Raw genomic sequence first — 24,736 nt, 5'->3', positions numbered from 1 at the left:
GATTTCTAACCTTATCTATAAAATTATGAACAAAGTGGTGTTTCTAAAATCTCAATGTCTACTTCTTCAACCAGCTTCATGTTAAATACATCTGTTAATCCCAACGCCTTCACCCTGTCTTTGAGTATCTCTACCTCTGTGGTATAAAGGCCTTTCTTTTTCATTCTCTCGAAATAGATGGAGCCTGAGAAGGTATACTTTTTTCCCATTCCCTCTTCTGTAGCCATCATTTCCCTTACAAAGGCAATGGCATCCCCGATAGCCAATTCTGTTGGCAGCTCCAGCAGTTCTTTTTCAATGACATATCGAACGCTATTATGACCCGCCAAAATCCCTGTCACAATGGCTTCAGTGTGACCAACCAAGAGCCCTGCCTTTTCTCCAGCGCAGAAAAGATTGTCGATTCCGTCTACCTTCAAGTCATTACCACGAGGTGCCATGCTGAAGTATCGCATGGAGTTTCCTTTTCCGCCAGCATAGGGATCTTCATATCTTGCATATTCAAAACCTGGAACTTTTCTTAACTTTTCCAGAGGAAAAAATGGTCCCATCAACTTCGCATGGCCTGTATCCAACAGAATGATATTATCTTTAAACTCAGGAAGCGCATACTGTTGACAAGCTTTTGCGTCCAAATGGTTCTCAATCAATTCCTCTGGCAACGGAACGATAACCACACCTTCTCGATTTAATTCTTCTTGTATTTCCTGGGAAAGTGATTCCTTATAGAGCTTGCATGCGCCACTCATGGCACCTATCGTACCATCTGCCTTCTTTCCAACCATCTCTTCAACCCCAGCCAGTTTCGCAATGCTTACACGGCCTCCAAAGCTAGGACATCTTAGAATGCACATGGCACAACCATTTCCATATTTCGAACAGTTCCCCATAGGTCCAGCAGTTCCCGTCGTATCGATGAAAGCATCCCCTTGAAAGCTACGTCCAGTTTGGTCACTGACTGCTACTATTTTTGAGCCATCCATCTTCACTTTATCGACTCTGGCTTCAAATATGATTTCGACACCTAATTCCCTTAAGTGAGTCATCACAGCCCCATGAGTATCGGCAATGTCATATAAATTTACATGATGATGACCTGGAAATTCAATATTTTTATGTCTTGCTTGCTGATCACATATTTGAAATAGATCTCCACCGCCCATGGCGATCATTTCTTCCGTAGCAGCAAACCTACCATTGTTTCTCATGATTCCACCAACAAGTCCTGTACCTAGAAGCATATCTGTTCTCTCTAATAGCACCACTTTGGCACCAGCTTTTGCAGCACCAACGGCAGCAGCACAGCCTGCCCATCCTCCACCAATTACCACAACTCTTGCCATGAATAAACGCCTCCTTCGTATTTACACAAAAATAAAAGCAATTGGCGCAGAACACCAATTGCTTGTCTCACAAAAACAGCACAAAAAAGCTTATGAACACAAACAAGATAGCGCTCCACCAGCGTCACTGGTGACAGTCGCAGGACTCTTAACCCTGAAACCAGGAATAAACTCTAGAGCGAATTTATCCTTCGGTGCCATCCCCTTTCCTCTAGGATCTTCGACTGCTCTACCGTCTTCCCTAGACTACTCTTGTCAGGCACACCTCTATCATGCATAATTATAAAGTTATTTAATATAATAATACACATTGTACTTTATGTCAACACAAATTATAGAGCCTAGGTACTCTACCTAGGCTTACACATTAGAATCTTACCTTATTATGGATGGCCTGGTAAATCTGTTCTGGAGTTAGTCCTGACGCCTCAATAATAGAAGTCTTTGCTTTCAGACCTTTTGACAGGTTCATATTATTTAAGTCTGATACAACGATGGCTTCATAGGCATCACTGGTAATATCATCCAAAGTATCATTTCTATACATGGTTCGTACATCATATCCTTTTTGCCCCAGATAATCCCTTACTTCTTCTAAATTGTTTTCTACAACAATTTTCTTTTTCATCCTATCTATACCTCCTACTTTAGATTATTCTCTATTATTATGTGCATTCTATTTTGAATTATATGTGGCAAACCTATAGATTTTGTAGTAGGATATAACTGAAATTAACATTTGGAAGAAGGTAGTATATGGATTTACATTATCTCAAGCTGTTTCATATTGTAGCAACAAATCTAAGTTTTTCCAAAACTGCTACCCAGCTGCATATCAGTCAGCCTGCTATTTCAATGCAGATAAAAAAACTTGAAGATGATTTGGGCATGCCTTTGTTTGATCGCCTCGGCAGACATATTTATCTCAATGACCATGGTAAGCTTCTTTATGAGTATACGAATAAAATTTTTCATCTTATAGAAGAAGCTGAAAATAAAATGCAAGAAATGGAAGACAACATCTGGGGCAGCTTATTTATTGGATGCAGCAACGCATCCGCCATTTTTATAATGCCTGAAATTATCAGTCAGTACAAATCACTTTATTCACGGGTAAGCATCAATCTTCAGCTTGGCAATACCTACGAAATCCACAATCTGATGAAGCTCAATCAGATAGATTTTGCTATTATCGGTGGTGCTGTTGCGGAGCATCCAAACATCCGTTATCATAAAGTTTGGGAAGATCGCGTGGTTTTGGTAGCTTCCCCTGAAAACAGTCTAGCGAATTCAAATGCACCAAACCGCGATCAACTACTGGAGCAAAATATTATTACCCATGATTACCAATCCAAGCTCTATGAATTCGCGGAGTTGATTTATAAGGATCTTTCCTTGCACTTTCAGCCCTCCATGCTCATTGGCAGCGTAGAAACCATCAAATACTTGGTGGAAGCAAATCATGGCATTGCCATCCTGCCCTATATTGCAGTAAAACAAGAGCTCAAAGACGGCCGCCTCAAAGAAATTAAACTGAAAGATAAATGTTGGAAATATGATTATCACATGATCTATCATAAAAGCAAAGAAACTGTTCCTTCTATGATAAAACTTATCCATTTGGTGGAGAAGTATTTTGAAGAAAATAAGGAAAGACTTACATATAATGAATAGCTCAGTAGAAAATCATGTGCCCATAATTTCGTATATATTGAAAAAACTCACCATTTTGGTGAGTTTTTTCAATATATCGTCAGGCATTTAAAGGCAATTCTATCTTAAATACTGCACCTTTGTCCCCATTGTTATAGGCTATGATTTTCCCTTGATGGCCTTCCACAATAGCCTTGGTAATGGATAATCCGATGCCTGTATTTCCATTGTCTCCCTTGTAGAAGCGTTCGAAAATCTTTTTCATTTCCCCAGACTTCAAGCCAGGTCCATCGTCCATAATATATATTTCTACCTTTTTATGTAGAACATTACATTCTAAACGGATGTCCTTTTCCGCATACCGAATAGCATTGGATAAAATATTGATAAAAGCTCTATTCAACTTTTCCCCATCGAAGCAGCCTATATGATTCCAATCTCCTCCTAAATGAAAGTGGATCCCCTTTTCATCAGCCAATGCCTTTACACTCTTAATCGCAAGATTTATTATTTCTTGAAGGCTAACTTTCTCGTAACAGAAGGTTTCTTCTACATTATCCAATTTCATAAGGTACATCATTTCATCTACAATTTTCTTGAGTCGTTGACTTTCGTCAATGATGATTTCTAGACTCTCCTCCATTTCTTTCCCCTCGACAACGCCATCTTTGATGGCCTCTGCATATCCCTGAATAGACATGAGAGGTGTTTTGAGCTCATGGGAGGTGTTCTGCAAAAACCGTTTTTGCTGATTATCATACTTTTTTAGCCGGGCTGTCATGTCTGAAAAGCATACTGCCAGTTCTTCAATTTCATCTCCAGTTTTAATAGATACAGTATCCTTATCGTCTTGCAAAGAGAAATAGGTCATGTGATGTTTTAAATCACGAATAGGCTTCGTAAGTTTTTGCTGCAGAAACATACCCAAGACTATAGCAATAATTGAAGCAACAACAAAGCTTGCCATTTGTGTTCTATTCAATAGGCGATTTAGTTCCATCAAGTCTTTTACTTTTGAAAACAGTATTACATTCCCCTTCAAATTTCCCTTTTCATTGGTAATGGGCACACGTTCCATCACATAATCTCTCGTTACAACGCTGTTCAGATCACCCAGCAACCTCAGTGTTTTTTTGTCTACCTCTTCTATGTTTGTATAGACGACACGGTCATTTTGATTAAATACAATCACTTTGGAATCAATGAAGCGCCCTGCCACCTTTAAGTTTCGTTTAACAATAATATTTTGCCTAAATTTTGGATCTTCTAGAGATACTTTTTTTAGTGTTTCAGCAATGGATTTGGCCTCTATTCTCATTTGATCCCTTGCCTCATTTATCAAATACCGATGAAGTAATTGTCTGAAGGTAAGTCCTGTAATTAAGAAAGTGACAATCAAAAGGATAAAATAAGTGATCTGTATTTTCTGTCCAATTTTCATAGCTTTACCCATCGATACGGTAGCCGTATCCCCATACGGTAGTAATTGTAAGTATCGCCTCTACCTCTTCCAGTTTTTTTCGCAATCTTTTCACAAGATCATCGATCACCCGCATATCGCCTAGGTAATCATAGCCCCATACCTTTTCCAGTAGTTGCTCCCTGGTAAAGGGTACATTTTTATATTTCACTAGAAATTCAAACAAGTCGTATTCCTTGTTTGTCAGCTTTAGTTCAAACCCATTCTTTTCCACATAACGTCGATCACAAATTATTTTGATATCCTTCACTATCAATTCTTCTACTTTATCCATAACACCTTTATCCAGACGCTTAAATATATTCTTGATCCTCACAACCAGTTCTCTTGGACTAAAGGGCTTGGACAAATAATCATCTGCCCCTAGCTCTAAACCTAAAATACGATCTACTTCTTCATCCCGAGCTGATACGAATATGATAGGAATCTCGCTATTCTTTCGAATCTCTCTACACAACTCCAATCCATCGATTCCAGGCATCATGATGTCGAGCACGAGTAGATCTGCCTTTAATCTTACAATTTCCGAAATTACATTTTGTCCATTTTCAAAAAGTGTAACCATATAGTTCTCTTTTTCCAAATATTTTTTAATCAAATCTCGAATATTTCGTTCATCATCAACAACAAAGATATGCTTCATCCCATCACCTCCACAGCCTCATTATATCATGAACTTTCTTCCATCCGTAATTTTAATATTCTTTTACCATAATCATATCAAGGGGATACTCCGTAAAGTATCCCCTTGCCTGCATTCATTGTCCTATGAAAGAATATTGATGATTTCTTCCAACAGGTTCACCTTATCACTCAGTTTGTTATCAAACTCTTGACCCAAGGAAATAATTTCATTAGCCAAGGTTTCTGCATGATCTGTATCTCCATTTTTCTTTGCTTCCTTTAATGATTGTCGTGCCGTCTTTATCTGGTTATGTACTGCCTGAAGCTCGTCGTTAAGGTCTTTAAGCTGTGCTCTCACTTCTTTGGCTGCCACCAACGACTCCTTATTGCCGTTTTCCTTTGCTTCAATGTAGAGGTCTAGCATGGTGTCATGTTTTTCGACAATCTCTTTCCGCACATCAAGTCGTTCCATTCTTAGCTCGTTGATCTGATGAATTTCATCCTGCAGTGCTCTGAGCATTTCCACTTTGGCAGTTTTTGCTTGATTGTCTGCAGTCTCTGCTGCATAAGCACTTCCCATACTGGCAAAAACCATTATTCCTACCAAAAACATCATTAACATTTTCTTCATTTTTTTCTCTCCTTTGCATTTGGTTTTGGTGTTTGTTACAACCTTATTATAAGAAGAGAATTGGGAATAAAATTATGACAAATGTGGAAAAAGTATGTGAAAATATATTTATACCATATCATTTCACCCCATAGAACTCCCTGGATTTCTCTAATACCTTTGCTCGTTCTTGAATGCAATACATATAGACCCTATGGAGTGCTCTGGTAATTGCTATGTACAATAGCTTTATATCCATCTCCGTATCTGCATAGGTCGATGGATCTACACGATGGATGAGTACCCCATCAAACTCCAATCCCTTGGATAAGTAGGATGGAATCACCACAACCCCTCCATGGAAATCTGTTACATGGTCACTGATCAAATGAATATCCTCAAATTGATCCTTTAAGCACTCATATACCATTTCTGTGCTATGGAGATCTTTACAAATCACAGCGATAGATCCGAAATCTTCCTGCTGCAATGCCTTGATTTGATAAACCATCTGTTGGAGAACTGCTGCCTCATCTTTACATTGATGAAGAATAGGCTTCTCCCCATGTCTGAAAATAGGTTCAGCCAACACAGCCTCCAAACCCTTGCATTGTTTAATCACTTCATTGGCTAAAGCTACGATTTCTATGGTTGACCGATAGCTGGTCGTGAGGAGATGATAGTTATACTCCTTGTCTTTAAACACCTTCTCCATGGTTTTTTCCCAGTTATTGATCCCTCTGTAGGAATAAATCCCCTGGGATAAGTCACCTACGAAGGTGAAGGAATCATTCATGGATATCTCCCGAAGCACGCTCATCTTAAACTCATCCAGATCTTGTGCTTCATCCACTACGATATGGGCGTATCGATTTCTATCCTCTATGCCAAAGAGCTTGATATGGATATATGCCAGAGGGCCTAAATCCTCATTCTCATAGACATTTTTGATAAGCTTCTCCAGGGTATGACGGCAAACCTCTGCATACATATCCTGCCCTATTTTGTTAGCAAATGCCTTCTCCAGCTCTTCGTCCTTATCAAATAGACTTCTATAGAATTGGAAGGTATCAGGTTGCACAATTTTTCCAATGTATTCTTCTATGACAACAGGAAGGTTGTCTTTGATCTTTTCAAGCTTTCTATCCCTTTCGTCGTAGAGGGCGATGATATCCTTTCGAATGGCCTCTATATCTTCTGCTTGATTTTTTATGGTACGGATCTTTTGATCATAAATTGCTTCTATTCTTTCATGAACTTCCTTGATATCCTTTTTCAATCTTCCTTTCAGATAATCATGCAACTTGCCAATCCTTTGCACCAAAGACAAATGTACACTACTGGTCAGAAACACCTCCTGAATTTTTTCGTAGGTAAGCAAATCTATACCTTCCATCGATAAATTCACCGAGGGCAACAGGCTGCGTTCCAATTGCTTCAAGCGGTTATCAATAACTTTCTTAAATAGTAAAGAGCCCTTCATCCTCGATGCGAGAGTGATCGTCTCCACTTCCTCTGTATTTCCGTTCATCAGCAAGTTTAATTTATCTGAGCTTTGGGTGATCCCGATCTTCTTATGAAGCAACCCCAAAGCCCAATCCTCGAAGGTTGTTTGAAAAACATTTTCTACGCCTAAATCTGGTAATATGTCGGAAATATAGTTCAAAAACAATTTATTCGGTGCAATGACCATGTAATTTGCATCGGTGTTTCTTCGATTGTTATAAATAAGATAGGCCATCCGATGGAGCGCAATGGTGGTCTTTCCACTTCCCGCTACGCCTTGCACCACCAATGGTCGAATCATTTCACTCCGAATGATCTTGTTCTGCTGATCCTGTATGGTGGCCACAATCTCCTTGAGTCTTCCTTGTGTCGTCTTGTTCAGGGCCTCTGTCAGGAATCCGCTCCTCCCCTTTAGGCTGTCTTCAATTCTATCTTCTGAGGTCTTGTCATCAAATATTTCCTTTAGTTCCCCCTCATCGATTTCATATCGACGTTTTAGAAACATGTTCCCCTTGATTTCTCCAGAGGGAGATTTATAGGAAACCTCCTGGCTATGGCTACTATAATAAATATCTGCAATGGGTGCTCGCCAGTCAACCACCACTGGAACTTCTCTGTCACGATCGTGAAGTCCATATTTTCCAATATAAATGGTTTCTCTTTCTTCCCTTCGATTTTCTTGAAAATCAACGCGTCCGAAATAAGGATTGTCTTTGCTCCTGTTTAGGCTCCCAATATCCTTGGTAGCAATGTTATAGAGCTGCTGATTGGCAATCAATCTTTCATCGGTTAAACTCCTTACGGATTTTCGTATTTCTTTTAACCGTTCCTTTAGAATCCCCTCATATTCCTCAAGGAACTCTTTCTCTCCTTCGATCCATTCAATCGTTTCCTCTAAATGATCTTTTTCTAACTGATAGTCAGGATGATTTGTCACCGGCATATCCTAAGCCTCCTCTTCTTTCAATGTAAAACAATTTTAAGAGAAAAGCGCTATATTTTCAAATCTCTCCTTATCTTTTGTCATAGGCTTCAATTCTTCAAAATAATGTATGATGTTTTTTTCTTAATTTTTCACATTTTTTCTTGCCTATTTGGCATTTTTTTGATAAGATAGTGATGTTCAAATTATCTTTTTTTAATGACATGAAAGGACAGTTCGTTACGACGAACTGTCCTATTTAAATGAACAAAGTTGCCTATCGGCAATTTGTTTTCGCTAGGAAACCCTAGGTTTCCTTCGACGCCTGCGATGCAGGCTGAGCACCTTCCTAAATACGGCAAAGGGGAATCCCCTCTGCACACCCCATATCTAGGAAATTGAAGAGCATAATTTCCTAGATATTAAAAAACTATGCTTGCATATGATTTACTTTTATTCCATCTAAACCTTCCAACTGGTCTGCCATGTTCCGAATTCTTCCCATGTCTGATCGAATATTGAGGGTGATCAATCCATGGTTTACTTCTCCAGGATCATGAATCCCAAACCTTCCAATGATAATATCTCCATTCTTGGTTAATATTTCTTGTACCTTTGGCGCAGAATCTGTCCGATGGTCTACGCGGATGCTCATAATACTTAAATGATCCATACCTCTACCTCCTATCTCGTTTTATCTGGTATTTTAGACAAATCCCACAAAATATATGCATAGACTTTAAGCGATTCCATAGAGATAAAGATAGAAAATGAAAAATATCAAACATCCAAATACAGAAGATAGGAAGTTTACCATATTGTTTTGAAGCCAAGCAATCTTTTGAATATGTCTATACACCCCCTCAAAATCCTTCTCATTTTCGAATATTCCCAAGAATGAATCGAAAAAACCACCCAGAATCCCACTGATAGAAATTAATCCGTAGATTTGTCCCGCTATCGGAGGCAACCATCCCAGCCAACTCAGGATATAGACCATCATAAGATAGCCTAGAAATCCTATGTAGCCTCCCAGGGTTCCTCCAAGCGTGATCCCTCCAGATACCCCTTGGGGTACCACCTTTAACTTATAAAGAGAGTAAGTTTTTGCTGGAAAAAGCGTTCCCGTCTCAGCACACCATGTGTCGAAAAGGTTGACAGCGATGGCTGTGATATAGATATAATAATACACAGGCTCATGCAGCAGAAAATAAAGAAAAGCCGACACAGCTGCAAGAAATCCGTTGGCAGACAATTGTTTCCAGTTTCTCGCTGATTTTTCCTTAGATTTAATCCTTTTTTTATAATCTGTTTGCAGCTTGGTCAATAAGCTTCCCGTTAACAAAAAGTAACCCAATGGAAAGAGCCAGAAAAATCCGTTTATGCCGCTGGCTAACCCAATTAACCACAGGGCAGCAAGAGCATCCAGGGTGATCCATTTTAGTTTATATATACTCCAACCCACAGTAAAGATAAGGATGGATATACTAAAAATATAATATGTACTAGGCATGATAGCCTCCTTTATGATAAAACGATCTTAATATTTTATGTCATATTGTTATTTATTTTATCAACGAAAATATTTTCTAAAGATAGACGATATTATATACTAATACTATAGTAAAGTTAATCAATAACATTAACTTCAATATTTAAGGCAGGTGAATCCATGGAATTTGAAAAAATGAAAGACACCATCCATCACAGAATATCAAAGCCAGAAGGAACCTTTCAACGTTTCTCCATCCTGGTTCCTATTGTTAAAGTTCAAGGAGAACTTCACCTTTTGTTTGAAGTTCGCGCAGCTCATTTAAGAAATCAACCGGGAGAAATTTGCTTTCCTGGTGGTAAAATAGAGAAAAACGAGACGCCTGAAGAAGCTGCTCTTCGTGAAACCTCGGAGGAATTAAATCTCGGCATAGAGGATTTAGAAATGATTGGTCCATTGGACTATGTGGTCACTCCATTTAATACCATCCTCTATCCCTTTTTAGGTACCCTACTTCAAACAAATGTTGAAGAAATTCATTTTAATCCGTCGGAGGTTGGCAGTATTTTTACAGTGCCCTTGGATTTCTTCTTTAACACAGAACCTGAAAACCACTTTATTTATATCAATGCTTCTGTTCATGATAATTTTCCCTTCCATATGATTCAAAATGGCAAAAACTATAAATGGAAAGTAGGAAAATATCCGGAACTTTTCTATGAGTATAATGGCCACATCATTTGGGGAATGACCGCACGAATTGTAAAAAATCTAGTGAATATCTTAAAGGAAGAAATGTAATTTTTCTTCCTTTTTTATCACTTCATAGATGTAATCACTTCATGAAGCACTTGAATATGGGCCGGTGTGGTGCCACAGCACCCTCCGATGATGTTTATCCCCAACTCCGCAAACCTTCTGCCATAGCAGCCCATTTCTTCAGGTGTAAGGGAATATACCATCTGATTTTCAATTTTCTTTGGCATACCAGCGTTAGGCTGGACAATCCAATATCCTGAAGAAGTTTGAATCATTTTTTCCATCACCATCAGCATATCCGAGATATCACTGCCACAATTGCTCCCTATAATATCTGCCCCCTTCTCCATAAGACATTGAACAACTTTTTCCGGAGTGCTGCCATCGAAAGTCTTTAAACCCTTGCCAAAGCTCATGGAGCAAATGGTAGGTATGTCTTTTATATCCTTTACAGCCTTCACTGCCAAAAGAGCTTCCCTTAAGTCTGTCATGGTTTCTATATTGATCAGTTCTACACCTTCGTCGATCAGAATCTTTGCCTGCTGATAAAATGCCTGGTAGATCTCTTCTTCCCCTACATCATTCCACCGCTTTCCGACCGGGCCTATGTTTCCTGCTACGAAGCAAGCATCCTTAGCAGCTTTGTAGGCAATGTCCACAGCCTTTTGATTGATATCCATCAGCTTGCTTTCCATCTGAAAATCTTTGAGCCGTATACGGTTTGCACCAAATGTATTAGTCTGAATGATATCCGCACCCGCCTCAATATATTCTCTATGAATTTGAAATATAATGTCAGGGCACTCCAAATTGAAGCCTTCAAGGCATTGTCCCATTTTCAAGCCTCTCGCCAATAGCATGGTTCCCATGGCCCCATCAAATATTAATACCTGTTCTTCCATGCGACGGTATAATTTCTCCTGCATCATCCTTTTCTCTCCATTCTTTCTTAAGATGATCTACTCCTTTACAGCTTTTCCTATTTCTTATCCTTTCAGCAGTTTTCCTAATAATTCCTGCAAATATCCAAGATATTTTTTGCATTCGGGAAGGATTCTATGGAATTATTTCGAATATCTAAATATCATACTGTTGTAGGAGGTCTGATCTATGAAGAAAAATATTCTGGGTGCTACGGGCATCGAGGTAACCGAACTATGTTTCGGGGCATTGCCTATCGGTCCCCTTCAAAAAAATGTTCCTTTGGAAGAAGCCGCTGAGGTAATTGCCTTAGCGCTAGAGAAAGGAATTGGCTTTGTGGATACGGCTCAAATGTATAAAACCTATCCTCAAATTCGCCGCGCTTTGGAAAAGACAAACATCCGCCCTGTCATCGCTTCGAAATCTACGGCTTCTTCTTACGAAGAAATGGCCGCTGCCATAGAGGAAGCCTTAGAAGAACTTAAATTGAACTATATTGATATCTTTCACCTTCATGCTGCCCGTCCTGGTATTGAGGTATTTGATGATCGAAAAGGTGCCCTCCAATGTCTGCAGGACTATAAGGCAAAGGGTTTGATTAGAGCTGTTGGAATCGCCACCCATAATGTGGAGGTTGCCAAGTTCACGGCCAATCGAAACGACATTGATATCCTTTTTCCACTCTTAAACTATGAAGGCAGAGGCATTCTCGGCGGAACGTCTGAAGAAATGCAGAAGGCTGTAGAACAAAATGCTGAAAACGGGAAAGGTGTCTATCTGATGAAGGTTCTTGGGGGTGGTACCTTGATGAATAGCTTTGCCCATGCCATGGAATTTGGAAGAGGTGTAAAAGGTTCTTCATCCATTGCCCTAGGTATGGTGAGCAAGGAGGAAGTCCTATATAACGTTGGATATTTCCAAGGAGAAACGAATCTTGAGGGTATTCTCCAGATAAGGAATATGAAAAATCCAAAGGTTACGAAATTTAACTGCAATGGATGTAGGAGCTGTATAAAAGTCTGTCACAGCAATGCCATCACCATTGAGGATGATGGGAAAGCCCATATTCACACCGATCGATGCATCCAATGCGGTTACTGCATGTCTACATGTCCTCAGTTCAGCATACGGATGGTATAAATATAAACAGATAAGCTCTGGATGACGATCCAGAGCTTATCTGTTGGAGCAAATGCAATCCGACCTATTCCTTTAAGGCGTATCAGCTTCAATGGGGAGAGAGCTGGGAATCAAGAAAAATAATTATTTTATTCTTTTGAGCATGGCTTTCACCACATCATCAAAGGGTAGCTGCCCAATTTGCGCCATAATATTGTCGATTTCATTTTTTTCCTCTTTTTTTAGAGACCCCCTGAGTACGATACTTACCACTTGATCTGCGTCGACCAGTACAGAAAACACATTTAAAGACCCAGCTAAAATCCCCAAGATCACGAGGGCCTGGGCTGTAGTCAAGCGTCCGTTCACTCCTACAAGATTATTCTTCCTGCCTATTTTCCCTTGTCCCTTCAGATCATGTTTTCCCAACTCCGCCATGGCTTCCTTCATCAGCATATCCAACTGATCAGGTGAAAACACAAAAACGCCTCCTTAATCATGTCTGTAGTATCTATCCTGGTATAACGATGGGAGCCGCTGGGCCTGGCGTTCCCCGGCCAGTTCCGAAAATAAAAATCAATGCAATTAGAATAATCCATAAAAAATCAATTTTAAAATCCTCTGCATTGGACAATATACTCCCTCCCTTTTATTAGTATTATATTAATTTTCTACACGTCTGTGACTAAATTAAAGAATCTGTTAGGCTATTATATTGATTTTCAATAAAAAAGGACCTGCTTTTTATACATGCAGACCCTTAATGGACAATAATCAAATATAGTATCACAACCGGACTGGAAATCTCGCTCCTACTGTTGTGATCAATACTTCGTAAGGATCGGCGCCCTCGCCGTTCCGTGGTTTTGAATCCCTATCTTTTTCGGAACGATGGGGGCATCACTCCTCACTACAGAAACATGATTTGCAGTGGTTTTGTAGGGTTGGACGGCCCTGTCCAACCGTTATTGCTATGTCACATTTCCCTGCAATTATTCATTGGTCTGTTCTATTGCTAATTTTCTTTCTTCTTGAATCAATTCCAAGAAGGTCTTCAAAGAATACATGCGGGGTACGCCTTCTACTTCCTGATTGTAAGGCTGATCTCGAAGGTATACGTTTACTTCACCTTCCATCAATTCCTTTACAAAAACTGGGGAATCATCGATGGCATAATCAATATCCAAACCCTTGCAGGTTTTTACCTTATCTCTTCTTGGAACGACGCTGATGCCTTTACCTATATGCTGTTCGAGCCATTGGTAGCATTGTAAAAGCACTGATTTTCCAGGGGTCTGGGGTCTCGCTGTAATCGCATAAAACTCATACTGGGGATCTCGGATCATTTCCTGTAGGATTTCTCTTTCCTCTTCGGTAATGATTGGCTCCAAGCCTTCCCACATATTTTCTATACTTAAGATGGTTTTCCACACCTCCATGGCCATTTCTTGGGAAAGACCAATGCCAGCCTCGGAATAATTCCAATGGGTTACCACCGGTACAAGGGGGGTTCCATATTTTTCATGGGCAGCAGATAGATAGAACTTTGTAAAATTCGATAATACACCATCCATATCCAGCATGATGCGGATCGGTCTATGAGCATGAAACATAGCTGTCCTCCTGACTATAAATAAATATAATTTATATCATTAAAGCCTTTTAATAAATCAAGTTCTCTCTTTTGACATGTGAACAGGATCACTTGATGATTTTTTGCATATCCATAAAGATAATTCAAAACAGCTCCCAGTCGGCCCTCGTCATACTGGACAAAGGCATCATCCATGATGACTGGCACTGCTGCTCCGTCAAAAATCAACTTCGTAATTCCCATTCTCATGGCGAAATAAACTTGATCCCAGGTACCATTGCTGAAATAGTCCATTTCCTTGATCTTATCCTCCACTGGATCTACAATCTTCACATGATATCCTTCTGAAATCTTGAGTTCATCGTATTTTCCCCGGGTGATTTGTCCTAAAATTTCTCCCACAGAATCGTTTAGTCTTGGTCCAAAGCTCCGCTGAATCTCATGAAAAGAGTCTTCGAGCACCTCCAGGCTGCAATCTATGGCAGCAGCCACCTCTTCTAGCTCCAAGATTTGTGCTTCCACGATCCCTATCTCTTCTTCAAGTTCTGCCACGCTGCGACTATGGGAAAAGCGATGCTGGATGTGATGCTCAAGGTCCTTGATTTGCTTTTCTAGTTCAATCAACTGCTGATGGCATTCCTTCAATTTTTCTTCCAAAGCTTCCTCTGTTGTCCCTTCCTCTAATACAATCAGATCTTCAAAAGCCTTATGCTCCTCCTGAATAGTCTCAAAAGATCTCCCTTTTAACAGGCTTTTAAAGGTATCCTCCAAGGAGTTCTTGTTTCTCTCCAGGTCGCTGATTTCCTTTAAGCCCTCCGACATTCTGGCTATACCGTTTTCTATCTCTGTCTCATCTATTGTGATGAGCTTCAATTGATTCTGTAAATCCTTTTCAATTTCTTCTCTTTGCAGCTCAATCTGCCGGATCTTTTCAACGATATCTCTAAGTTCTTTCTCCGTCCTTTCCTGTTCAGAAAGAATTCTCTTATAGTTTTTAAAACGCTCACTGAAGGTTTCTAGACTATCACAATCCCATCGGGTAAAAATTCTTTGCATATCGCCCTTCAAAACCTTCAGTTTGTTTCTTAATTCCTGTGTACTCTCCCCATTTATATTTTTCTTACGCTCTTCGATACGAATCCGAAGTTCTTCCATGTGATTCTTCTTCTCTGTGTATCTCATCATGTGGGTCCGAAATTCTTGGAAATCCATGATTCCAAGGCGATAGTATATCTCTCCAAGCTTTTTTCGAATCCCTTCCATTTCTTTCGCTATACTATGACTATCTCCAATAACAGAGATTTCTTCCTCAACATCTATCAGTTCTTTCCATACCTTTCTTCTAGCGAACCATCCGGAAATCCCTAGCAGCAAACCGATCCCACTGGATATGTAGAAGGAAGGGTTCATCTTCAAGCCGCCAATAACGCCTACGATCAAAGCAAGGATACCTATCCCTAAGGCGAAAACACTATTCTTTATTTTGCTTTTTAACATCTTCCGTTTGAGTTGAAGATGCTCTCTTTGCTGGTCTCCAGACAATTTCGCCTTCAGTTCTTTAAGCTGTTCTTCTTTGTCATAAATGTCCAATTCCTCATTGGGAGTCACGTCCTCAAATTTCCTTAAGACGCCTAAATTGTTTCGCTCCCCCCGTAATTTCATCTCCAGTTCCTGGATTTCGTCTACCAGAGCATCCCAATTCATTAGGCGCTCTTCTAATTGTTTCCTCTCATGAATCATTTGCGTCAGCTTGATCTCCAGATCCTCTTCTACATCATCTTTCTGGAAATGCTGGAGATAGGCTCTTTTCTCTTCATACTCGGCTTTTATCATTCTCGATAGTTCTGTGAACTCCACACCTTGTCTTTTCAATTCCTTCCATTGTCTAAACTGGTGTCTTAAATCGAGGATATGAGACTCATTGATCTCCTTAAACACCCTCTGTTTTTCCTCAAGGGCCAACGTCAACGCCTTGATCCGATCTGAATAATGACGTAACTCCAGATACTCTCGTTTCTGCTCTATGATGCGAAGTTCCCTTTTTTTCTTCTCCAAATCTATGATCTCATCATTTAAGGCTTTCTTTTGTTCGCCAATACGATTCAAAGTCATCTGATCATGAATGTTTTCTTCTTGGAGGTTCTTTGCGGTTCCCCAGGCTTCCTTTAATTTTTCATAGGCTGCCTTCATCTCATCCAATCTTCCCATTTTCCGCTGGCCTATCAAACCTTTGCGGGCCAACTGTAAAGCACTCATGGCCTTATGATATGAGGTATCTTCATCTCCCGTTTGATGAAGATTGGTTAATCGCTTCATGATCTCATCCTCTTTGTCCCGTTCCACTTGACTATGAAGCTGCTTAATAAATACTGTCTTTTCAAAGGCCTCTTCCCCCATACCAAAAAAAGATAGGCCTGGTTGGTCTCTATCAACAAAACTTATTTCATCCCCGGAAATGGGATCTAGAATAAGGATGTCGTCCTTCTTTTTCTTTTCTCCAAAGCTTCTTTTAATCAGAAACTCTTTCCCTTGATCATCTTGGAAAAGCAATTCACCTGCTGCGTCGTCTCCATTCCAAGGCAAAAACCGCTTCCGCTCATTATCCCTGATCTCTTTCTTGGAAGACCCCAGCCCATACAGCATCGCCTTCATAAAGGTTTGCAGTGTTGTTTTCCCTGCTTCATTTTCACCGTAAATAATATTTAATCCATCCTCCAACTGTATCTCCAGATCCTTCAATTTACCAAAACGTGCAACCCGTAGACGTTTTATCTTCACTCAATGTTCACCTCCCCTGTACCCAATGCTTGAATTCCTAGCTTCAATGCATTCTTTATCCGCTTCTTTGTTTCTTCATCTTGAGTTTGACTTAACCTCTCCATCATATTTCGAATGAAGATGCCCCGAAGAGAAAATTCATTGGCCAAACCTTCATAATCCAGGGCTAGCGTAGTTTCATCCACGATTTTTACATTGTGAAACGTAGAAAACAACTTTTCTCGCAAAACTTCTGGATGGATGGTAAAACCCTCTTTTACTTCCCCAGTTAGTATGATCTTATATAAATTCTGGGTTCTCTCAGAATCAATAATTTGTTCCTTGATCTTTTCTGAAATTTCTTCATAAGTATCTAACCCCTCTATGTCCACTTTGACTACCATATACTTACGTTTGCAAATCTCTCGATAAACCAAATCACATCGACTCTTTTCCAAAGTACCCAGGAGAATTCCCTTGCTGCCTACCTCATCGAAGCCTCTTCCTTCTGGATTTCCACTATAGGCCCAGAAGGTCTCCCCTGCCCTCATGATGCCAGAAAAACCATGCTTATGTCCCAAGGCCAGATAATCCAATCCACTATCACTGATCATCTTCTCGGTAATTGGATTGTAATCACTCCCTTGTCCCTCGGATACCACCTCACCATGAAGTACCATAATGTTGAGCATATTTTTGTCTTCCACTTGAAATCCTTGGATTAAGGACTGCTTTTCATGGGATTTTGAAAAACCCACCCCATAGACACATAGATTTAGTTCCGGAATGACAATCCCCTTTAAATTTGAGTCAAAGATATGGACATTCTTGGGCCACTGTACAAGATGATAATAGGATTTGTACGTATAGGGATCATGATTGCCTGGAGAGATAAATACCCGGACGTTCGAAATCTCTTCAAATTTTTTCATGATATGATCTAGGCTTGTTTTCATGACCCGATCATTATCAAAAAAATCTCCGCTGATCAGCAGCACGTCCACCTGTTCCTCCTTGACCATCTGCACAACCCTGCCAAAGGTCTCTCTTAAGTCCTCCTTGCGCTTTTCAGCCTCTACACCTGCCAATTCACGAAAGGGCGTATCAAAATGAAAATCTGCACAATGCAGTAGCTTAACCTTTTCCATACCCATGCCTCCAAATGTTGTAATGACTATCTCCATTCTAACATAAAAGCATTAAACATTGAAATAGAGTGCCCTCTGGGCACCCTATTTCAATCGTAATCCATCTTCTGTTTGCTCTACCTTATTTTGTTTCAACAAGGCTCCTATAGCTCGCTTAAAGGCTGCCTTGCTCATGTTCAAATGATACTTAATCTGCTCAGGACTGCTGTTATCGTTTAAGGAAATAAATCCGTTCTTCTTTTCCAAAATCTCCAGCAGGGTCTCTGCATCTGTTTTCATTTGCTTATAGGCCGCCTTCCGAGGAGAAAGGGTCAGCTTTCCATCCTCCCTTGCCGTCACTACTCTGGCTTCAACTACATCCCCATTCCGTATATCATGGAAATATTCATTCTTAGGGATCAGACCTACATAACGATTATCCACCGCTACAAAAGCGCCGATTTCCTTTTTCACCTGATAAACCGTTCCTGTAACTTGATCTCCATTCTTATAAGGACTGTCTGTGGTTAAATACTTTTCAATGTCAGTGGTGGAACTAATCCGCCCGCTTTTATCGATATATAACCTTACAAGATAGCTTCTGCCCTCTTGCACCTTATATTTTTGCTCTCCAAAGGGCAGAAATAAATCCTTTTCTAAACCCCAATCTAAAAACGCTCCAATATCAGAAGTTTGTACTACTTTCAAGTATGCCAAATCGCCCACTTCTGCCAAAGGCTTCTTCATCGTAGCGATCAGTCTATCCTTGGAATCTCTATAGATAAATGCCTCTAATTCATCACCTTCCTCAACCTCTTCTGGAAGCTGATTATTGGGTAGCAATATGTTATCCTTTGGGTCCTCTGTACCTGCATCTAAATATGCACCAATTGCAGTGAAATTTGCTACTTTCAATTTATTAAATCTGCCGATCTCAACCATGTATTGTTCCACCTTTTCCTTTTTCAGCTTTAGTTATAGGTTTTCCTGAACCTACGACTTTTAATCAAATTCTACCACATCTTACCCATAATGCAAACAGATTCATGGGAAGGAAGAAAGAATTGATATACCATTCCATGATTTGATATAATGATACATAATCTATGAATAATCAAAGGAGAGAGAGGATGAATCCAGTGATTTGTATCGACGGTGTTGTAGGCTGCGGCAAAACAACTTTAGCTGAAATTCTTGAACAGGAACTAAATATTCCAACCTTCCATGAACTGTGTAATCCTGATACAGAGATTCTCTTGGATAAGTTTTATCGGGATAAAACCCGCTGGGCCTTTACCATGCAGATTCATTTTCTCAACGAAAGATTTCGAATGATTAAAGCCGTACATAAAAACGGCGGCGGTATTCTAGATCGTTCTATTTTTGGTGATCGTATTTTCGCCAGCATGCTTTACGAAGATGGCTTCATGAGCAAGGAAGAGTACACCACCTATGTTACCTTATTAGATAATATGCTGGAGCATTCCCTTCCGCCTCGGCTAATGATTTATTTAAAATGCTCTGTAGATCAAGCCATCAAGAATATTCAGACCCGAGGCCGTGAATATGAGCTCATTGTACCCCGTAAATACTGGGAGAGACTAAATGAAAAATACACCCAGTGGCGCCATGAATACGCTTTATCACCCTTGATTGAAATCGATGTGGATGCAGTGGACATTCTTCAAGAAAAGGACAAGATTGTAGAAATCATCGAAAAACACTTGGCTTCATCCCTGTCATCGCTATGAAAGAACAAGGACCAAAGGACATGCCCTTTGGTCCTTATTGATATTCTATTCTTTAAAACTTTCGTGCCACACTTCCTGTAACTGGATAGGAATAATCTACCCCATCACAGGATTTCACCACGGCTATGATTGGGAAAATCAACGCACCTACAAGCAATATCAATAAAAGAGGAATCCCGATAAGTAGAATGGATAGAATGCCAAATACAACGGTCAGAATCCCTACCCCAATCTGAAAAATTAAGGCTTCTTTTGCTTGATTTTTTACGAAGGTATCATTGGTTAATATCAAGATTACCAATGGTGCCAATATGGGTAAAGCCACCACCCACCCAAGGTGGGCAATCGCACACAATAATTTTTGTTCTGTGGTCATCATCATCTTTCTCCCCTTTTCACTTTAATCTTTTCCTCTATATATTATTACGGATGATTACTTGAATTGTCTAGTTTTCTATAGGAAATAAAAAAATGTAAAATTAGGTATTTGGAGAACAGTATAGAAAGAGGGCTAAAACTAGCCCTCTTTCCATCGATTTTTTCATAGATTCATTCATAAATAACAATCTCACACTATGCTTATAGGCACCTGTAACCTTTTGATAAAAATTCGACTCGTTGTAGGTCACCTTCATTATTTCTTTTTCAAAACCGGTATCCATATTTCGCTTCTAAAAGTTGGTGAACTTACATCTTTATGCTCGTTCCACAAGATTTCTGGCCCTTCTGTCTGCTCATAGTTTGAGGATGGGAACCATTCGGAATAGATACGCCCCCAGATATCTTGCAGCGTATCAGGAAATGGTCCCACTGCTTCGAATACAGCCCATGTTGAGGTAGGAACTTCGAGCTGCGCCAGGTTATCTGGACACTCATTCTTCGTTGCCACGCCTATATAATGATCAAGCTCTCCTTTTTCCTCCATTCGCCCTTCAGAAAAGTTCGTGGATGCTTGAATCAGCCCCAAAGGCGCCACATTGGAAAGTTGTTTAAGTTTATTTATTAACTCTTCATTTAAAGTTTTCCACATAGCGGCAATCTCTGGATTCACGCCGTGGAAGATGATAGGCACTCTTTTCTTGATACCCACTATGCGAAATGCGTCTTTTTCTTCAATGCGATAGTTCATTTCACTTCCTCCTTTAATAGATAATTGAAAGGTCATTCGTGGATAGGCTTTTAGTGATTGACCATTATTTCTAGCCTCTGACGGTGTTACACCATGCAAACTTTCAAAAGCTCTTGTAAAAGAGTCTGGTGAGTTGTATCCATATTTAATTGCAAGATCAATAATCCTTATGCTGCTGTTGTTAAGCTCAAATGCTGCAAGGGTAAGGCGTCTGCGACGGATATACTCCGACAGCGTAACACCTGCAATGAAAGAAAACATTCTTTTAAAATGATATTCCGAGCAGAAAGCCAGCCTAGCTACTTCTTTAAAATCAATATCAGTCGTAAGATTTTCTTCAATATAATTTAATGCCCCATTCATTTTTTCAAGCAAATCCATTTACATGACCTCCCTCTCATGAATAGCATAACAGAAATTAAATCTACCGATCCGACATTTCGTGCACAATTATGTAGGGTTCATTCATTTTCACGCGTATAACAAGCAAATATGCAGACATAAAAAAATTATTCAAAACGCATAGTGTGATAACAGGTAAATTTATCTAGAAATTTCCATGTCCTTTATAGTAAAACACTTTCAACTATGATATTATATTTAGAGAGTCTAAATATTTATTTTCTCTCATATATTCACTATAATTCATTTTCGAAAAGAGATGTTTACGATGTACAAAATGCTGGAAAAAAAAGATCGACTCTTTGCTCTATTGTTTTCAAATGCTGTGCGTAAGGATGTTATCACCATCGCCTGGCCTGTTTTGATTGAACTGCTATTGGGTTCCCTGTTTGGAATGATCGATATGATGATGCTGGGTAGACAGAGCGATCCTGCAGTTGCAGCTGCCTCTGTATCCGCTGTGGGAATTACCAATCAGCCTGTTTTCATCGGGTTATCCCTCATTCAAGCCCTTAATGTGGGCGGAACAGCCATGGTGGCTCGTTATCTAGGAGCTAAACAACATGAAAGAGTTGAAGATACAGTAAAACATATCATCTTATTAAATCAACTTTTATTGGCTTTACCCATTTCTCTATTGGCCATTATTTTTACTGATCCCATCATGGCTTTCGTGGGTGCGGAGGCGGATACCCTTGCCATCGGCAGAAGCTACTTTAGGATCATCATGGTTGGATTCATTTTTCAAGGCTTTACCTTTGCCCTATCCGCTGCCCTTCGAGGAGCCGGAGACACGAAGCTTCCAATGAAAGTCAATCTACGGGTAAATTTTATAAATGTCCTCGGGAATGCCCTACTGATCTATGGTCTATTGGGTTTTCCTAAGCTGGGTGTAACGGGTGCTGCCATCTCTACTGCAGTTTCCAATGTGTTGGCAAGTATTATCCTTCTTCGATATATTTTGAATGGCAGAAGCATTATTAAAATCAACCTCACAAGTTCCTTTCGATTAAGTAAGGATATCATATATAATCTGATAAAAATTGGTGTTCCTGCATCCTTAGAGCAAATGGCTCTACGAATAGGTATTTTTCTGTTCGTAAAAGTAGTTGCCGCTTTGGGAACAGTTACCTTTGCAGCCCATCAGATCTGTTTGAGTATTTTAGGCCTTTCATTTCAGCCAGGTCAAGCTTTTGGCATCGCTGCCTCTTCCCTTGTGGGCAGAAGCTTAGGTGCTCAAAAACCTGATAAAGCCCAGGAATATGCCCGAGAAACAAGAAAAATCGGTTCTATCATTTCCTCCTTCATGGCGTTTATTTTCTTCGTATTTGGTCCTCAAATTGTGGGATTATATACAAGAGATCCTGAAATCATCCGAAGTGCGTCCACGGCTCTAAAAGTTATCGCTCTGGTTCAGCCCTTCCAATCTTCTCAGTTTATTCTGGCGGGTGGACTCCGTGGCGCAGGTGATACCGTATTTCCTCTGTTCTCTACCTTTATTGGTGTTTTAGGAGTCCGTGTCGTACTCTCCTATATATTGGTCAGCGTCATGGGTTATGGCCTTGTTGGCGCCTGGATGGCCGTTTTTGCCGATCAACTGGTCCGTTGGGCCCTCGTATATTTTCGCTTTCAATCTGGAAAATGGAAATTTGTCACCATCCGTTAATTTCCCATGTCCTAGTTTTCACGGTCTTATACTTCTTTTCTAGGAACAACATCCCATTTTATTTTTGTGACCTATACCTTATTGAAAAAAATCCTTAGTCATATACAATAATATTAAACCCCAGTCCTCTAACTGCATTGTACCATTAGATTTTTCTAGGAAAGGTTATGGCAAAATGGATAAAATCACTTTATTAAAAATGATTTACGAGAAAGAATCTGCAGTCAATCAGGTTGATGACCAAAATATATCATTAGAAGACCTCATAAGCGGTGATCGTAAACTTAGAAAGCTTATTTCTGACTTGCAAAGTGAACAATTGGTACAGTATACAAATTCAAAGATTACCCTTACCAATATGGGTAAATACCTAGCAAAGATTCTATAAGAGCTGGCATGAACTGAATAACTCATCCCCTCAAAAATAGACAAGGCTTTCTATCTTTTGCATAGAAAGCCTTGTCAACTTCTATAGAAACGGTTGTATCCGTATTCCATTTAAAATAAACCTATCGACGCTTTTACTCGAATCCTTCCACCTCTTCAGGCATTGTCATCTCTGTGATTTCCACCTTTCCTAAAGCTGTAGATATTTCTACTTCTTCCCTTGTTCCATCGATCTCATAGGCAATCTTTAAATGCCTGCTATCGATCATAGATATCTCGAAATGATCAATTTGCTCCTGGTGCATAAAGTCTTCTCGAATGCGATCTCTCAAGCTCTTTACCATGAATACATCAAATCCTGACAGGTCACCCAGATAACCAGATATAAACTCTCTTAGTCGTTCATTGACTGTAAGGATATGCTTTAGGGTCATATCTCTACGAAAATTTTCCAAAGTGACAAATAGTATCATTGTAATGAATCCTGCAATAATAATAGAGCTCAACATATCCTATCCCACCTTCACTAAAAAATTTTCTTATTAAAATTTTACCCAAAAAAACCATATACAAGCAAGCAATAATAAAAATCTTTTGAAAATTAAACCAACGACTTCTTATGTCCATTTATTTTGATTCATACTTTAATTCAAAAGTATTAGCAAAAAATACCTTGTTTTTTTGTTTACTTCGTTGGTAATCTAGAATATGATAGAATATACTATAAATACCACATTTTTCTTAGGAGGTGTCTATGGGTACAGTCGCTGCTTTTTTTGATATTGACGGAACCCTTTATCGTGATTCTCTCATGGTTGAGCATTTCAAAAAGCTCCTTAAGTATGAAGTAATTGATGCCGCCCTTTGGCATCATCATGCAAAACATACTTATGAAGACTGGGATAAACGACAAGGTAACTACGACGATTATCTTTTAGAATTGGCCCAGATCTATATTGATTCCATGAAGGGTCTGAATAAACACAACATAGATTTCATTTCTGATCAAGTTATCAATTTGAAGGGAGATCGTGTTTATCGATATACCCGTGCTAGGATCGCCTGGCACAAATGCCATGGTCATAAGGTGATTTTCATCTCTGGAAGCCCCTCTTTCCTGGTAGAAAAAATGGCAAAAAAATATGAAATCACTGATTTTAGAGGCACAGAATATCTTCTAGATGAACAGGATAACTACACTGGAGAAATCGCGCAAATGTGGGATTCTGAAAATAAGCACAAAGCCATCATGGAATTTGTTGATCAATATCAGATTGATTTATCCCAAAGCTATTCCTACGGTGATACCAATGGCGATCTTGCCATGTTAAAGCTGGTGGGTCATCCGATTACCATCAACCCTACCAAAGAACTCCTCCAAAACATCAAGCTGGATGAGGAGCTGAGAAAAAAAATTACCCTTATCGTTGAACGGAAAGATGTCATTTATAAGTTAAATGCGGATATTGAAATCTTATAGATAATGATCGAGGT

Annotated in this window: 25 protein-coding genes and 1 riboswitch; of the genes, 7 read left to right on the top strand and 18 right to left on the bottom strand. The window is 39.6% G+C overall.

The window, feature by feature from the left end:
* Positions 1–23: 23 nt before the first annotated feature.
* Positions 24–1,343: an FAD-dependent oxidoreductase gene (locus HNQ80_RS00875; protein WP_184307202.1), complete on the bottom strand. Its 1,320-nt coding sequence runs from the start codon at positions 1,341–1,343 to the stop codon at positions 24–26.
* A 100-nt stretch (positions 1,344–1,443) separates the two neighbouring features.
* Positions 1,444–1,621, bottom strand: a riboswitch (Lysine riboswitch).
* 89 nt (positions 1,622–1,710) lie between these two features.
* Positions 1,711–1,971 carry a YkuS family protein gene (locus HNQ80_RS00870; RefSeq protein WP_184307200.1) on the bottom strand — a complete coding sequence of 87 codons (261 nt, stop codon included), beginning with the start codon at positions 1,969–1,971 and terminating at the stop codon, positions 1,711–1,713.
* Positions 1,972–2,099: 128 nt separating this feature from the next.
* On the opposite strand from HNQ80_RS00870, the gene HNQ80_RS00865 reads away from it, so the two are divergent.
* Positions 2,100–3,017, top strand: a complete 918-nt coding sequence (locus HNQ80_RS00865; RefSeq protein WP_184307198.1) for a LysR family transcriptional regulator — start codon at positions 2,100–2,102, stop codon at positions 3,015–3,017.
* Positions 3,018–3,096: 79 nt separating this feature from the next.
* On the opposite strand, the gene HNQ80_RS00860 is transcribed toward HNQ80_RS00865, so the two are convergent.
* The 6 genes from HNQ80_RS00860 to HNQ80_RS00835 form a co-directional block, all read right to left on the bottom strand.
* A complete protein-coding gene (locus tag HNQ80_RS00860) occupies positions 3,097–4,437 on the bottom strand; it encodes a sensor histidine kinase (RefSeq protein ID WP_184307196.1) in 1,341 nt (446 codons plus the stop codon).
* Positions 4,438–4,441: 4 nt separating this feature from the next.
* On the bottom strand, positions 4,442–5,119 hold the full coding sequence (locus HNQ80_RS00855; RefSeq protein ID WP_184307195.1) for a response regulator transcription factor: 678 nt from the start codon (positions 5,117–5,119) through the stop codon (positions 4,442–4,444).
* A 123-nt stretch (positions 5,120–5,242) separates the two neighbouring features.
* Positions 5,243–5,731, bottom strand: a complete 489-nt coding sequence (locus tag HNQ80_RS00850) for a hypothetical protein (RefSeq protein WP_184307193.1) — start codon at positions 5,729–5,731, stop codon at positions 5,243–5,245.
* A gap of 118 nt (positions 5,732–5,849) precedes the next feature.
* On the bottom strand, positions 5,850–8,159 hold the full coding sequence (helD, locus tag HNQ80_RS00845) for an RNA polymerase recycling motor HelD (protein WP_184307191.1): 2,310 nt from the start codon (positions 8,157–8,159) through the stop codon (positions 5,850–5,852).
* 409 nt (positions 8,160–8,568) lie between these two features.
* On the bottom strand, positions 8,569–8,811 hold the full coding sequence (locus HNQ80_RS00840; RefSeq protein ID WP_184307189.1) for a hypothetical protein: 243 nt from the start codon (positions 8,809–8,811) through the stop codon (positions 8,569–8,571).
* Positions 8,812–8,877: 66 nt separating this feature from the next.
* Positions 8,878–9,651, bottom strand: a complete 774-nt coding sequence (locus HNQ80_RS00835) for a DUF92 domain-containing protein (RefSeq protein WP_184307187.1) — start codon at positions 9,649–9,651, stop codon at positions 8,878–8,880.
* A 159-nt stretch (positions 9,652–9,810) separates the two neighbouring features.
* Here HNQ80_RS00835 and HNQ80_RS00830 point away from each other — a divergent pair, with 159 nt between their 5' ends.
* The gene (locus HNQ80_RS00830) at positions 9,811–10,431 is read left to right on the top strand and encodes an NUDIX hydrolase (RefSeq protein WP_184307185.1); all 621 of its coding nucleotides are present in this window, start codon (positions 9,811–9,813) and stop codon (positions 10,429–10,431) included.
* A 17-nt stretch (positions 10,432–10,448) separates the two neighbouring features.
* Here HNQ80_RS00830 and HNQ80_RS00825 read toward each other — a convergent pair whose 3' ends face one another.
* On the bottom strand, positions 10,449–11,318 hold the full coding sequence (locus HNQ80_RS00825) for a homocysteine S-methyltransferase family protein (protein ID WP_184307183.1): 870 nt from the start codon (positions 11,316–11,318) through the stop codon (positions 10,449–10,451).
* A gap of 181 nt (positions 11,319–11,499) precedes the next feature.
* On the opposite strand from HNQ80_RS00825, the gene HNQ80_RS00820 reads away from it, so the two are divergent.
* Positions 11,500–12,450, top strand: a complete 951-nt coding sequence (locus HNQ80_RS00820) for an aldo/keto reductase (protein WP_184307181.1) — start codon at positions 11,500–11,502, stop codon at positions 12,448–12,450.
* A gap of 123 nt (positions 12,451–12,573) precedes the next feature.
* On the opposite strand, the gene HNQ80_RS00815 is transcribed toward HNQ80_RS00820, so the two are convergent.
* The 6 genes from HNQ80_RS00815 to HNQ80_RS00795 form a co-directional block, all read right to left on the bottom strand.
* Positions 12,574–12,909, bottom strand: a complete 336-nt coding sequence (locus HNQ80_RS00815) for a hypothetical protein (protein ID WP_184307179.1) — start codon at positions 12,907–12,909, stop codon at positions 12,574–12,576.
* Positions 12,910–12,940: 31 nt separating this feature from the next.
* Positions 12,941–13,063, bottom strand: a complete 123-nt coding sequence (locus HNQ80_RS26180; protein ID WP_279288937.1) for a hypothetical protein — start codon at positions 13,061–13,063, stop codon at positions 12,941–12,943.
* Positions 13,064–13,421: 358 nt separating this feature from the next.
* Positions 13,422–14,042, bottom strand: a complete 621-nt coding sequence (locus HNQ80_RS00810) for a 5' nucleotidase, NT5C type (protein WP_184307177.1) — start codon at positions 14,040–14,042, stop codon at positions 13,422–13,424.
* A 14-nt stretch (positions 14,043–14,056) separates the two neighbouring features.
* Positions 14,057–16,801, bottom strand: coding sequence for an ATP-binding protein (locus HNQ80_RS00805; RefSeq protein ID WP_184307175.1), 2,745 nt, complete (start codon positions 16,799–16,801; stop codon positions 14,057–14,059).
* On the bottom strand, positions 16,798–17,928 hold the full coding sequence (locus HNQ80_RS00800; protein ID WP_184307173.1) for a metallophosphoesterase family protein: 1,131 nt from the start codon (positions 17,926–17,928) through the stop codon (positions 16,798–16,800). The genes HNQ80_RS00805 and HNQ80_RS00800 overlap by 4 nt, the downstream gene beginning before the upstream one ends.
* A gap of 84 nt (positions 17,929–18,012) precedes the next feature.
* Positions 18,013–18,849: a CvfB family protein gene (locus HNQ80_RS00795; RefSeq protein ID WP_184307171.1), complete on the bottom strand. Its 837-nt coding sequence runs from the start codon at positions 18,847–18,849 to the stop codon at positions 18,013–18,015.
* A 188-nt stretch (positions 18,850–19,037) separates the two neighbouring features.
* On the opposite strand from HNQ80_RS00795, the gene HNQ80_RS00790 reads away from it, so the two are divergent.
* Positions 19,038–19,658 (top strand): deoxynucleoside kinase, encoded by a 621-nt coding sequence (locus HNQ80_RS00790; RefSeq protein WP_207726802.1) that lies wholly within the window; start codon positions 19,038–19,040, stop codon positions 19,656–19,658.
* A gap of 52 nt (positions 19,659–19,710) precedes the next feature.
* Here the strand turns inward: HNQ80_RS00790 and HNQ80_RS00785 are convergent, their stop codons facing one another.
* Together HNQ80_RS00785 and HNQ80_RS00780 are read right to left on the bottom strand one after the other, a co-directional pair.
* Positions 19,711–20,037 carry a DUF4870 domain-containing protein gene (locus HNQ80_RS00785; RefSeq protein WP_184307169.1) on the bottom strand — a complete coding sequence of 109 codons (327 nt, stop codon included), beginning with the start codon at positions 20,035–20,037 and terminating at the stop codon, positions 19,711–19,713.
* Positions 20,038–20,292: 255 nt separating this feature from the next.
* On the bottom strand, positions 20,293–21,168 hold the full coding sequence (locus HNQ80_RS00780; RefSeq protein ID WP_184307167.1) for an AraC family transcriptional regulator: 876 nt from the start codon (positions 21,166–21,168) through the stop codon (positions 20,293–20,295).
* 289 nt (positions 21,169–21,457) lie between these two features.
* On the opposite strand from HNQ80_RS00780, the gene HNQ80_RS00775 reads away from it, so the two are divergent.
* The gene (locus HNQ80_RS00775) at positions 21,458–22,855 is read left to right on the top strand and encodes an MATE family efflux transporter (protein WP_243182866.1); all 1,398 of its coding nucleotides are present in this window, start codon (positions 21,458–21,460) and stop codon (positions 22,853–22,855) included.
* A gap of 175 nt (positions 22,856–23,030) precedes the next feature.
* Entirely contained in the window at positions 23,031–23,243 is a 213-nt protein-coding gene (locus HNQ80_RS00770) for a hypothetical protein (RefSeq protein ID WP_184307166.1), read from the top strand.
* Between the two features lie 133 nt (positions 23,244–23,376).
* Here HNQ80_RS00770 and HNQ80_RS00765 read toward each other — a convergent pair whose 3' ends face one another.
* On the bottom strand, positions 23,377–23,751 hold the full coding sequence (locus HNQ80_RS00765) for a hypothetical protein (RefSeq protein ID WP_184307164.1): 375 nt from the start codon (positions 23,749–23,751) through the stop codon (positions 23,377–23,379).
* 245 nt (positions 23,752–23,996) lie between these two features.
* Between HNQ80_RS00765 and HNQ80_RS00760 the strand changes: the two genes are divergently transcribed.
* A complete protein-coding gene (locus HNQ80_RS00760; protein ID WP_184307162.1) occupies positions 23,997–24,722 on the top strand; it encodes an HAD-IB family hydrolase in 726 nt (241 codons plus the stop codon).
* Positions 24,723–24,736: the final 14 nt, after the last annotated feature.

Origin of the sequence: Anaerosolibacter carboniphilus (assembly GCF_014205875.1) — a bacterium.
In the GTDB taxonomy this organism is placed as follows: Bacteria; Bacillota; Clostridia; order Peptostreptococcales; family Thermotaleaceae; genus Anaerosolibacter; species Anaerosolibacter carboniphilus.
The sequence above is the reverse complement of the archived record's forward strand: the minus strand, read 5'-3'. Positions and strand labels throughout refer to the sequence as shown.

What these genes read in the sequence shown, in the direction of transcription:
- HNQ80_RS00780 (WP_184307167.1), bottom strand. Translation starts at nt 21,168, where the DNA reads ATGGATTTGCTTGAAAAAATGAATGGGGCATTAAATTATATTGAAGAA.
- HNQ80_RS00865 (WP_184307198.1), top strand. Translation starts at nt 2,100, where the DNA reads ATGGATTTACATTATCTCAAGCTGTTTCATATTGTAGCAACAAATCTA.
- HNQ80_RS00830 (WP_184307185.1), top strand. Translation starts at nt 9,811, where the DNA reads ATGGAATTTGAAAAAATGAAAGACACCATCCATCACAGAATATCAAAG.
- HNQ80_RS00775 (WP_243182866.1), top strand. Translation starts at nt 21,458, where the DNA reads ATGTACAAAATGCTGGAAAAAAAAGATCGACTCTTTGCTCTATTGTTT.
- helD (WP_184307191.1), bottom strand. Translation starts at nt 8,159, where the DNA reads ATGCCGGTGACAAATCATCCTGACTATCAGTTAGAAAAAGATCATTTA.
- HNQ80_RS00800 (WP_184307173.1), bottom strand. Translation starts at nt 17,928, where the DNA reads ATGGAAAAGGTTAAGCTACTGCATTGTGCAGATTTTCATTTTGATACG.
- HNQ80_RS00835 (WP_184307187.1), bottom strand. Translation starts at nt 9,651, where the DNA reads ATGCCTAGTACATATTATATTTTTAGTATATCCATCCTTATCTTTACT.
- HNQ80_RS00825 (WP_184307183.1), bottom strand. Translation starts at nt 11,318, where the DNA reads ATGATGCAGGAGAAATTATACCGTCGCATGGAAGAACAGGTATTAATA.
- HNQ80_RS00870 (WP_184307200.1), bottom strand. Translation starts at nt 1,971, where the DNA reads ATGAAAAAGAAAATTGTTGTAGAAAACAATTTAGAAGAAGTAAGGGAT.
- HNQ80_RS00850 (WP_184307193.1), bottom strand. Translation starts at nt 5,731, where the DNA reads ATGAAGAAAATGTTAATGATGTTTTTGGTAGGAATAATGGTTTTTGCC.
- HNQ80_RS00785 (WP_184307169.1), bottom strand. Translation starts at nt 20,037, where the DNA reads ATGATGACCACAGAACAAAAATTATTGTGTGCGATTGCCCACCTTGGG.
- HNQ80_RS00810 (WP_184307177.1), bottom strand. Translation starts at nt 14,042, where the DNA reads ATGTTTCATGCTCATAGACCGATCCGCATCATGCTGGATATGGATGGT.
- HNQ80_RS00840 (WP_184307189.1), bottom strand. Translation starts at nt 8,811, where the DNA reads ATGGATCATTTAAGTATTATGAGCATCCGCGTAGACCATCGGACAGAT.
- HNQ80_RS00795 (WP_184307171.1), bottom strand. Translation starts at nt 18,849, where the DNA reads ATGGTTGAGATCGGCAGATTTAATAAATTGAAAGTAGCAAATTTCACT.
- HNQ80_RS00855 (WP_184307195.1), bottom strand. Translation starts at nt 5,119, where the DNA reads ATGAAGCATATCTTTGTTGTTGATGATGAACGAAATATTCGAGATTTG.
- HNQ80_RS00770 (WP_184307166.1), top strand. Translation starts at nt 23,031, where the DNA reads ATGGATAAAATCACTTTATTAAAAATGATTTACGAGAAAGAATCTGCA.
- HNQ80_RS00875 (WP_184307202.1), bottom strand. Translation starts at nt 1,343, where the DNA reads ATGGCAAGAGTTGTGGTAATTGGTGGAGGATGGGCAGGCTGTGCTGCT.
- HNQ80_RS00790 (WP_207726802.1), top strand. Translation starts at nt 19,038, where the DNA reads ATGAATCCAGTGATTTGTATCGACGGTGTTGTAGGCTGCGGCAAAACA.
- HNQ80_RS00820 (WP_184307181.1), top strand. Translation starts at nt 11,500, where the DNA reads ATGAAGAAAAATATTCTGGGTGCTACGGGCATCGAGGTAACCGAACTA.
- HNQ80_RS00860 (WP_184307196.1), bottom strand. Translation starts at nt 4,437, where the DNA reads ATGAAAATTGGACAGAAAATACAGATCACTTATTTTATCCTTTTGATT.
- HNQ80_RS00765 (WP_184307164.1), bottom strand. Translation starts at nt 23,751, where the DNA reads ATGTTGAGCTCTATTATTATTGCAGGATTCATTACAATGATACTATTT.
- HNQ80_RS00760 (WP_184307162.1), top strand. Translation starts at nt 23,997, where the DNA reads ATGGGTACAGTCGCTGCTTTTTTTGATATTGACGGAACCCTTTATCGT.